This window comes from Ideonella sp. P3_A4, from assembly GCF_056403075.1.
Genome location: NZ_JBFUGE010000216.1, coordinates 1 through 10,152, shown reverse-complemented (window position 1 = coordinate 10,152; position 10,152 = coordinate 1). Strand labels below are relative to the sequence as shown.

At 64.3% G+C, this 10,152-nt stretch carries 8 protein-coding genes and 1 pseudogene; 2 read left to right on the top strand and 7 right to left on the bottom strand.

Annotation, left to right across the window (positions count from 1 at the left end; translation table 11 throughout):
* The 3 genes from folP to AC1DYI_RS18580 all read right to left on the bottom strand — a co-directional run.
* Positions 1-673: dihydropteroate synthase (gene folP / locus AC1DYI_RS18590; protein ID WP_477205614.1), on the bottom strand; the 673-nt coding region annotated here is incomplete at its 3' end.
* A gap of 148 nt (positions 674-821) precedes the next feature.
* Positions 822-2,708, bottom strand: coding sequence for an ATP-dependent zinc metalloprotease FtsH (ftsH, locus tag AC1DYI_RS18585; protein WP_477205611.1), 1,887 nt, complete (start codon positions 2,706-2,708; stop codon positions 822-824).
* A 177-nt stretch (positions 2,709-2,885) separates the two neighbouring features.
* Positions 2,886-3,560: an RlmE family RNA methyltransferase gene (locus AC1DYI_RS18580; protein ID WP_477205613.1), complete on the bottom strand. Its 675-nt coding sequence runs from the start codon at positions 3,558-3,560 to the stop codon at positions 2,886-2,888.
* A gap of 20 nt (positions 3,561-3,580) precedes the next feature.
* Between AC1DYI_RS18580 and AC1DYI_RS18575 the strand changes: the two genes are divergently transcribed.
* On the top strand, positions 3,581-4,057 hold the full coding sequence (locus AC1DYI_RS18575; RefSeq protein ID WP_477205610.1) for a YhbY family RNA-binding protein: 477 nt from the start codon (positions 3,581-3,583) through the stop codon (positions 4,055-4,057).
* Here the strand turns inward: AC1DYI_RS18575 and AC1DYI_RS18570 are convergent.
* The 4 genes from AC1DYI_RS18570 to carA all read right to left on the bottom strand — a co-directional run bounded on the left by AC1DYI_RS18570 (position 4,032) and on the right by carA (position 9,646).
* Complete coding sequence (locus tag AC1DYI_RS18570) at positions 4,032-4,496, bottom strand: DUF4149 domain-containing protein (protein WP_477205609.1); 465 nt, start codon at positions 4,494-4,496, stop codon at positions 4,032-4,034. The two genes, AC1DYI_RS18575 and AC1DYI_RS18570, sit on opposite strands and share 26 nt — an antisense overlap.
* Positions 4,497-4,575: 79 nt before the next feature.
* The gene (gene greA, locus AC1DYI_RS18565; protein ID WP_477205608.1) at positions 4,576-5,052 is read right to left on the bottom strand and encodes a transcription elongation factor GreA; all 477 of its coding nucleotides are present in this window, start codon (positions 5,050-5,052) and stop codon (positions 4,576-4,578) included.
* Positions 5,053-5,209: 157 nt separating this feature from the next.
* Positions 5,210-8,464 carry a carbamoyl-phosphate synthase large subunit gene (gene carB, locus AC1DYI_RS18560; protein ID WP_477205607.1) on the bottom strand — a complete coding sequence of 1,085 codons (3,255 nt, stop codon included), beginning with the start codon at positions 8,462-8,464 and terminating at the stop codon, positions 5,210-5,212.
* A complete protein-coding gene (gene carA / locus AC1DYI_RS18555) occupies positions 8,465-9,646 on the bottom strand; it encodes a glutamine-hydrolyzing carbamoyl-phosphate synthase small subunit (protein ID WP_477205612.1) in 1,182 nt (393 codons plus the stop codon).
* A gap of 314 nt (positions 9,647-9,960) precedes the next feature.
* Between carA and AC1DYI_RS18550 the strand changes: the two are divergent.
* Positions 9,961-10,152: pseudogene (locus AC1DYI_RS18550) on the top strand (BAX inhibitor (BI)-1/YccA family protein); the annotation flags it as partial.

The following is a 10,152-nucleotide window of genomic DNA, read 5'->3' as shown; positions in this document are numbered from 1 at the left end:
CGCCCACACTGGCGGGCATGCGCTGGTCCAGAGGCCGGCCGGTCAGCTGACCTAGCGTCCCCTTGCGCGACCAGCCCACCAGCAGCGGTCGCCCCAAGGCCAGCAACTGCGCCTGTTGCCGGAACAGCGTCAGGTTGTGCTCGAGCGACTTGCCAAAGCCGTAGCCAGGGTCCAGCACGATGCGCTCAGCGGCAATGCCAGCGTCCGTTGCCTGATTCAGGCGCTGGGTCAAAAAGGCCGTGACGTCGGACAGCACATCTTCATAGTGCGGCGACTGTTGCATCGTCGCCGGCTCTCCCTGCATGTGCATCAGGCACACGCCCGCGCGCGGGTGCGCCGCCACCGCCGCTAGCGCCCCAGGTTGCTGGAGTGCGCGCACGTCGTTGACGATGTCGGCGCCTGCATCCAGCGCCGCGGCCATCACCTCTGGCCGGCTGGTGTCCACCGACACCGGCACACCCAGGGTCACCGCATGCCGTATCACCGGCATCACCCGCTCGAGCTCGACGTCCAACGGCGGCGGCTGAGAGCCAGGACGGGTGGACTCGCCGCCGATGTCCAGGATGTCGGCGCCTTCCGCCAGCAGGAGATCGCAATACGCGCAAGCTTGGCTGGCCGCAACGTGATGGCCGCCATCCGAGAAGGAGTCAGGCGTCGCGTTGACGATGCCCATCACCTGCGGGCGCGCAGCGAGATCGATCGTGAAGCGGGCGGTCTGCCAGGTCAGCGGCACGGTAAAGCGAGGGTCGTCCGAGGAAGGCAGCAAGCACAACGGGGCCTTCAGGCCCCGTTGTCTAGGAAAGCGGTCGTTTCAGCCGGGCTCAGGCCGCGGCGGGCGCGCTGTCCGGATTGACCGGCGGCGTGGGCCCTGTGCCGGTGCGGTTGGCGGACGGCGTCCAATCCTTCGGCGGGCGCGGCGGCTTGTTGTTCATGATGTCGTCGACCTGGTCTGCATCGATGGTTTCCCATTCGAGCAGCGCCGTCGCCATCGCGTGCATCTTGTCGGAATGCTCTTCGATCAGCTTGCGGGCGATCCCGTACTGCTCGTCGATGATCCGGCGGACTTCGGCGTCGACCTTGCGCATCGTTTCTTCCGACACGTTGGTCGTCTTGGTCACTGAGCGACCCAGGAACACTTCGCCTTCGTTCTCAGCGTAGACCATCGGACCCAGCGAGTCGGTCATGCCGTAGCGCATCACCATGTCGCGGGCGATCTGGGTGGCACGTTCGAAGTCGTTGCTGGCGCCCGTGGTCATTTGACCCATGAACACTTCTTCGGCGATCCGGCCGCCGAACAGCATCGAGATCGTGCTCAACATGCGGATCTTGTCGACGCTGTAGCGGTCCTTCTCAGGCAGCGAGACCGTCACACCCAGCGCGCCGCCACGCGGAATGATGGTGACCTTGTGCACCGGATCCAGCTTGGGCAGGAGGCGACCGATCAGTGCATGACCAGACTCGTGGTACGCCGTGTTCTTGCGCTCTTCCTCGTCCATCACCATGGACTTGCGCTCGGTGCCCATGATGATCTTGTCCTTCGCACGCTCGAAGTCGATCATCTCGACCACGCGGCCATTGCGCCGGGCAGCGAACAAAGCGGCTTCGTTGACGAGATTGGCCAAGTCGGCACCCGAGAAGCCCGGGGTACCGCGCGCGATGATGTCGGCCTTGACGTCGCCGCCGACAGGCACCTTGCGCATGTGAACGTTCAGGATCTGCTCGCGGCCGCGGATGTCCGGSAGCGTCACGTAGACCTGGCGGTCGAAGCGGCCCGGGCGCAGCAGCGCCGGGTCGAGGATGTCGGGCCGGTTGGTGGCCGCCATCACGATCACGCCGAGGTTGGTTTCGAAACCATCCATCTCGACCAGCATCTGGTTCAGCGTCTGCTCGCGTTCGTCGTTGCCACCGCCCAGACCGGCACCACGGTGGCGGCCGACGGCGTCGATTTCGTCGACGAAGATGATGCAGGGGGCGCTCTTCTTGGCCTGCTCGAACATGTCGCGTACACGGGCCGCACCGACACCGACGAACATTTCGACGAAGTCAGAACCCGAGATCGAGAAGAACGGCACCTTGGCTTCGCCAGCGATGGCCTTGGCCAGCAGCGTCTTGCCCGTACCCGGAGGGCCGACCAGCAGCACACCACGGGGAATACGACCACCCAGCTTCTGGAACTTCTGCGGATCCTTCAGGAAGTCGACCAGTTCCTTGACCTCTTCCTTAGCTTCATCGCAACCGGCGACGTCAGCGAAGGTGGTGGTGTTGTTGGCCTCGTCCAGCATGCGGGCTTTGGATTTGCCGAAGCTGAAGGCGCCGCCCTTGCCGCCACCTTGCATTTGGCGCATGAAGTAGATCCAGACGCCGATCAGCAGCAGCATCGGGCCCCAGGACAGCAGCAGCGTCTGAAGCAGCGAGGGCTCTTCGTCGGGCTTGCCAGAAACCTGCACGCCGAACTTCATCAGATCGCCGACCATCCACAGGTCGCCAGGCGATGAGATGGTGAAGGGCTGGCCGTCGTTCGGCGTGACCTTCAGCTGGCGGCCTTGAACTTCAACGCGCTTGACTCGGCCTTGCTTCGCGTCGTCCATGAACTGGGTGTAGGTCACCTGTTCGTTGGTGCGCGGTTTGTCGAACTGCTTGAAGACAGTGAACAGCACCAAGGCGATCACCAGCCAGACGGCGACCTTCGAAATCCACTGATTGTTCACCGCGGTTCCTTTGCGAGATCCAGGTTAGGCCAACAGGCGGACAACTCCACCTGCCAMCCCAGGCATATAGGGTTGATTCTAGTCGACTCAATACCCTGCCATCCTGACAGAGCGGGCTCTCGGGCAAGGGCGCCAGAACCGCCCAAACGCCCGGTTTTTCGAGTCTTCACCAGTGTTTCAGGGTCTTTTCAGACCGATTCCAACCAAAAAGGTTTCGGACGACCGGTCGCGTGACGCTTTGGGCTTGATCGGCTTGACGACCCGGAACTGCCGCTTGAACAGTTCTGCGAGCTGGCTGTAGCCGCTGCCGTGGAACACCTTGGCCACCAACGCACCATCCGGCTTGAGGTGGCGCGCGCTGAAATCGACCGCCAACTCGACCAGATGGGCAATGCGCGCCGAATCGGCCGATGCGATGCCCGACAGATTGGGCGCCATGTCAGACACCACAACGTCGACCGGCCGCCCAGCCAGTGCAGCCTCCAACTGGTGCATCACCTCGTCTTCACGGAAGTCACCCAGAATGAATTGGACGCCGTCGATCGGCTCAAACTCCAGCACGTCCAGCGCGATGATGGTGCCATCGAGCTCACCGGTAGCGGCCCCGCCGACGCCAGCAGCCTTGGGCGCAAAACGCCGGCGCAGGTACTGGCTCCAGGCGCCGGGCACAGCGCCCAGATCCACGACCACCTGGCCGGGATGGAACAGCTTGAAAGCCTCGTCGATTTCCTTCAGCTTGTAGGCCGCACGCGCCCGATAGCCCTCTTTCTGGGCCATCTTGACGTAGGGGTCGTTCATGTGGTCGTGCAGCCACGCCTTGTTGACCTTCTTGCTTTTCGTTTTGATTTTCATGCGGCGGAGATAATACGAGGATGCCTGCAATTACTCTGACACCCGCCGAACGTAAAGAACAGCGGGGCTTGGCCCATCACCTCGACCCGGTGGTGATGATCGGCGCCGAGGGCTTGACGCCCGCCATCGTGAAGGAAACCGACGCTGCCTTGAAGGCCCACGGCCTGATCAAGGTGCGCATGTTTTCGGATGACCGCGAAACCCGTGAAGCCGCGCTCGCCTCGTTGGCCGACACACTGAACGCTGCGCCCGTGCAGCACATCGGCAAGCTGCTGGTGCTGTGGCGACCGTTGCCGGTCAAGGCCAAGGTCGAGAAAGAAGACCGCAAGCCCGGCCCGCGCACCGTGAAGATCGTCAGCTTCTCCAAAAGTGGTAACCATCGAGCGACGGTCAAGAAGGTCAAGGTCTTCGGCAACGAGCGGGTCACCGTCGGCGGCCAGATCAAGCGCGCCAAGGTGCGCCCTACCAGCGTCAAGAAGAAGGCCCAACAGGACTGACCGGGCTGGCAGGACTGGCCGCGCGCCACGCGAGCGCCAGCACTGCCATCGTCTTCACGCCGAACAAGCCCAGGCTGACGGCATGCAGTTGGCCGAAAGTCCAGCTGCCCTCACCCGCCCGAGCCGCCGCCATCATGGGCTGCAGGCCGAAATAGCCGGCCACGGTGCAGAACAGCGCGCCCAACGCCAGCACCATCGGCATGGACAGGCGGGTTTCACCGTCGGACGACGCGGCCGCACGCCGCTCGAGCAGTAAACAGGCGATGCCCAGCGCCAGGCTGAGATAGGCCTCCTGCGCAAAGATGCGGCCCACCACGCGGCCGGCGTCTTGCGTCACCAACGTGGCGAACGCCGCCGGCGTGGCGATCAATGCAATGCACAGCAATGCGCCGGCCCACAAGCCTGGCAGCACGCGCCGCGCACGTTCGATCAGATTCAAGCTGGCCTCTGCCCCTAGCGGCATTGCGCGCCGAGCCCGGGCCATCGCGCCGAGCGGTCGGTCAGCGCCGCGGCAACGCTCACTTGTAGCGCACCGCCATGATTTCGTAGCTCTTCACGCCACCGGGGGCGCGCACTTCGGCCATGTCACCGGCCTCTTTGCCGATCATCGCGCGGGCGATCGGCGAGCTGATCGAGACCAGGCCCAGCTTCAGGTCAGCCTCGTCGTCGCCGACGATCTGGTAAGTGACCTTGGCGCCGGATTCCTCTTCTTCCAGCTCCACGGTGGCGCCAAAGACCACCCGGCCACCGGCGTCCAACGACGACGGATCGATGATCTGCGCCGCGGCCAGCTTGCTTTCGATCTCCAGGATGCGGCCTTCGATGAAGCCTTGCTTGTCTTTGGCCGCGTCGTACTCGGCGTTCTCGGACAGGTCGCCCTGCGCGCGCGCCTCGGCGATCGCCTGGATCACCGCATGGCGCTCAACGGACTTCAGCCGCTGCAGTTCTTCCTTCAGCTTTTCGGCGCCGCGCGTGGTCAGAGGAATGGTGCTCACTGGAAATACCTTCGGTCAGGGCTCGCCGGATCCGTCCTGGGGCGGGCCGGCAGGCCCCTGAAATTCGTGGGAAAAAGGAAAACGCGCCATCAGGCGCGCTTGGAGGGAAGTTTAGAGCAGATTGGGCGGGCTGCAAGCCCGCACCAACCCCGTGGGATCACACCAACGCGGCGTGCAGCTCCTGCAGCGACAGCACATTCGGGTCGTCCTGGTGCTTCAGCGCTTCGGTGGCGGCCTCGCAACCAGCCATCGTCGTGTAGTAGGTCACCCGGTGCGCCAGCGCCGCGGTGCGGATGTAACGCGAGTCGGCAATCGCCGTGCGCGTTTCGTCCACCGTCGTGAACACCAGCTGGATCTCGCCCGCCTTGATCATGTCGGCGATGTGCGGCCGGCCATCCTTGACCTTGTTGACCAGCTTCACCGGCACGCCAGCAGCCGCTATGGCTGCCGCCGTGCCCTTGGTCGCGACCACGTTGTAGCCCAGGTCAACCAAGTCACCGGCCACCTTGACGGCGCGATCCTTGTCGTTGTTCTTGACCGTGATCACGACCGTGCCCTTGGCCGGCAGACGCGAGCCGGCGCCGAGCTGGCTCTTCAGCATCGCTTCGCCGAAGCTGTAGGCCACGCCCATCACTTCGCCGGTCGAGCGCATCTCGGGGCCGAGGATCGGGTCGACGCCCGGGAATTTGTTGAACGGGAAGACCGCTTCCTTCACGCTGAAGTAAGGCGGGATCACTTCGCGCGGCTGCTTGCCATCCTTGCCGCGCTGGTCGACCAGCTTCTGGCCGGCCATGCAGCGCGCGGCGATCTTGGCCAGCGGCTGGCCTGTGGCCTTCGAGACGAACGGCACCGTGCGCGAGGCGCGGGGGTTCACTTCCAGCACGTAGACGATCGCTTCATCGCCCTCGCCCTGGATCGCGAACTGCACGTTCATCAGGCCCACGACCTTCAGCGCACGCGCCATCAGCGCGGTCTGGCGACGCAACTCGTCCTGCATCGCAGGCGACAGCGAATACGGTGGCAGAGAACAGGCCGAGTCGCCCGAGTGCACGCCGGCTTGCTCGATGTGTTCCATGATGCCGCCGATCATCACGTCGCGGCCGTCGCTGATGCAGTCGACATCGACCTCGATCGCGTCGTCGAGGAAGCGGTCCAGCAGCACCGGCGATTTCTCGCTGACGCGAACCGCCTCGCGCATGTAGCGCTCGAGGTCCTTGTCGTCCTGCACGATTTCCATCGCGCGGCCGCCCAGCACGTAGCTCGGGCGAACGACCAGCGGGTAGCCGATCTCGTGCGCCATCGCCACCGCGCCCTCTTCGGTGCGCGCGGTGCGGTTCGGCGGCTGCTTCAGGCCCAGCTCATGCAAGAGCTTCTGGAAGCGCTCGCGGTCTTCGGCCACGTCGATCGAATCGGGGCTGGTGCCGATGATGGGCACGCCGGCACGTTCCAGATCCAGCGCCAGCTTCAGCGGCGTCTGGCCGCCGTACTGCACGATCACGCCGACCGGCTTTTCCTTGTCGACGATCTCCAGCACGTCTTCCAGCGTCACCGGCTCGAAGTACAGACGATCCGAGGTGTCGTAGTCGGTCGACACGGTTTCCGGGTTGCAGTTGACCATGATGGTCTCGTACCCGTCTTCGCGCATCGCCAGTGCCGCATGCACGCAGCAGTAGTCGAACTCGATGCCCTGGCCGATGCGATTCGGACCACCGCCCAGCACCATGATCTTCTTYTTGTTGGTCGGCTCGGCTTCGCACTCTTCGTCGTAGGTCGAGTAGAGATAAGCCGTTTGCGTGGCGAACTCGGCCGCGCAGGTGTCGACCCGCTTGTAGACCGGGCGCACACCGAGCGCGTGGCGCTTGGCGCGCAGCTCGTGCTGGTTGGTTGCCAGCAACTTGGCCAGGCGCTTGTCCGAGAAACCCTTGCGCTTCAGGAAAAACAGCTCGTCCTTGCTCAGGCTTTCCAGCGAACGGCCCGTCAGCGCCTTCTCGGTCKAGACGATCTGCTCGATCTGCGCCAGGAACCAGGGGTCGATCGCCGTCTCGGCAAAGATCTCGTCCAGCGTCATGCCGATGCGGAAGGCGTCGGCCACGAAGAGGATCCGTTCCGGGCCTGCTTCGCCGATCTCCTGGATGATGTCTTCGCGGTCGGTCGAGCGCTCGGTCAGGCCGTCGATGCCGGTCTCCAGGCCACGCAGCGCCTTCTGGAAGCTTTCCTGGAAGCTGCGGCCCATCGCCATCACTTCGCCGACCGACTTCATCTGCGTCGTCAGGTGCGAGTCGGCGGCCGGGAATTTCTCGAACGCGAATCGCGGAATCTTCGTGACCACGTAGTCGATCGACGGCTCGAACGACGCCGGGGTTGCGCCACCGGTGATGTCGTTGCGCAGCTCATCGAGCGTGTAGCCCACCGCCAGCTTGGCGGCGACCTTGGCGATCGGGAAGCCCGTGGCCTTCGAGGCCAGCGCCGACGAGCGCGACACGCGCGGGTTCATCTCGATCACGATCATCCGGCCGGTGTCGGGGTTGATCGAGAACTGCACGTTCGAGCCGCCGGTGTCGACGCCGATCTCGCGCAGGATCGCGATCGACGCGTTGCGCAGCAGCTGGTATTCCTTGTCGGTCAGCGTCTGGGCCGGGGCGACCGTGATCGAGTCACCGGTGTGGATGCCCATCGGGTCCAGGTTCTCGATCGAGCAGACGATGATGCAGTTGTCCGCCTTGTCGCGGACGACCTCCATCTCGTACTCTTTCCAGCCGATCAGCGACTCTTCGATCAGCAGTTCGTTGGTCGGCGACAGGTCGAGCCCGCGCTTGCAGATCTCTTCGAACTCTTCCGGGTTGTAGGCGATGCCGCCGCCGGTGCCGCCGAGCGTGAAGCTGGGGCGGATGACCATCGGAAAGCCCGAGCCGCCGACGTCCGCCAGGATGCTCTTCTGCACCGCCCAAGCTTCTTCCATCGTGTGCGCGATGCCGGACTTGGCCGAGCCGAGCCCGATCTTGGTCATCGCGTCCTTGAACTTCAGCCGGTCTTCTGCCTTCTCGATCGCGTGCTCGTTGGCACCGATCATCTCGACGTTGTACTTGGCCAGCACGCCGTGCTTGTGCAGGTCGAGCGCGCAGTTCAGCGCGGTCTGGCCGCCCATCGTCGGCAGGATCGCGTCCGGCCGCTCTTTCGCGATGATCTTCTCGACGACCTGCCAGGTGATCGGCTCGATGTAGGTCACATCGGCCGTGTCCGGGTCGGTCATGATGGTCGCCGGGTTCGAGTTGACCAGGATGACCTTGTAGCCCTCTTCACGCAGCGCCTTGCAGGCCTGCGCGCCGGAGTAATCGAACTCGCAGGCCTGGCCGATGATGATCGGGCCGGCGCCGATGATGAGGATGCTCTTGATGTCGGTGCGCTTGGCCATTCAGTTCTTCTCCGCCTTCTTCTCGGTCATCAGCGCTGTGAATCGGTCGAACAGGTAGTTGATGTCGTGCGGGCCGGGCGAGGCCTCCGGGTGACCCTGGAAGCAGAAGGCCGGCTTGTCGGTGCGAGCCAAGCCTTGCAGCGTGCCGTCGAACAGGCTCACATGCGTCGGGCGCAGGTTGGCCGGCAGGGTCTTCTCGTCGACCGCGAAACCGTGGTTCTGGCTGGTGATCGACACCTGGCCCGAGTCCAGGTCCTTCACCGGGTGATTCGCGCCGTGGTGGCCGAACTTCATCTTGAACGTCTTTGCACCCGAGGCCAGCGCCATGATCTGGTGGCCCAGGCAGATGCCGAAGGTCGGGATGCCGGTGTCGATCAACTCGCGCACGGCCGTGATCGCATAGTCGCAAGGCTCCGGATCACCGGGGCCGTTGGACAGAAAAATGCCATCGGGCTTGTGCTTCAGCACCTCGGCGGCGGGCGTCTGCGCTGGCACCACCGTGACTTGGCAGCCGCGTTCGGCGAGCATGCGCAGGATGTTGCGMTTGACGCCGAAGTCATAGGCAACGACGTGGAATTTCGAGTTGACCAAGCTGCCGTAGCCGGGCGTGCCGTCTTCACGCGCCAGCTTCCACTCGGTCTCGGTCCAGGGGTAGCTCGCTTCGGCGCTGACGACCTTGGCCAGGTCCTGCCCCGCCATGCTCGGCGCGGCCTTGGCGCGCGCCACTGCGTCGGCGATGTCGCCGTCGGTGACCTTGTGGCCTTCGGCAAAGGTCGCGATGCAGCCGTTTTGCGCGCCGGTCGTGCGCAGCACGCGCGTCAGGCGGCGTGTGTCGATGTCGGCGATCGCCACCGTGCCCTGCACACGCAGGTACTCGGACAACGTTTGCGACTGGCGGAAGTTGGAGACGCGGACCGGCAGATCCTTGATGATCAAGCCGGCGGCATGGACTTTGGACGCCTCGACATCCTCGGCGTTGACCCCGTAGTTGCCGATGTGCGGATACGTCAGCGTGACGATCTGCCTGCAATAGCTGGGGTCGGTGAGGATTTCCTGGTAGCCGGTGAGCGCGGTGTTGAACACCACTTCACCGACCGTCTGACCGGCTGCGCCGATCGAGGTGCCGGAAAAGACCGTGCCGTCTGCGAGAGCCAGGATGGCGGGCGCCACAACGGGAACCAGGGACACGGGCACCTGGGAAGACGAAAGCGGCAAAATGGAAACTCCGGTGTTCGCGCACCCAGCCCGGGCCCACTACCGCCTCGATAAATCGAAGGCTCGGGCAGGACTCGAGAGGAAACCGTGAAGGGGAGTTTCGCTGGGCGGCTGTGTTTTCGGGTAAACCCGCTAAGTATAGCCTGAGCCGACCAAACGGCCAAGTCAGCCCGGCGCCGGGTCGCCCTGTTCGGGGGCTGCTTCCGGGGGTGCGGAACTAGAATGAAGGCTTACCGGTCTGATCCATGCGCTTCGGCGCAAGTGCAACCAACGGAGGTTCCATGAACGAAAGCCTGCAAACCTATACCGGCGCCGCCGGATCGGGCTCGCTGGCCGCGCAACGCAACCGTGTGCTGCGCAACACCTACTGGCTGCTGGCCTTGTCGATGATTCCCACGGTGCTTGGCGCCTGGATCGGCGTCTCCACCGGCGTCGTCGCTGCCATGAGCCCCGGCATCGGGATGATCGTGTTC

What these genes read in the sequence shown, in the direction of transcription:
- AC1DYI_RS18580 (WP_477205613.1), bottom strand. Translation starts at nt 3,560, where the DNA reads ATGAAAATCAAAACGAAAAGCAAGAAGGTCAACAAGGCGTGGCTGCAC.
- AC1DYI_RS18575 (WP_477205610.1), top strand. Translation starts at nt 3,581, where the DNA reads ATGCCTGCAATTACTCTGACACCCGCCGAACGTAAAGAACAGCGGGGC.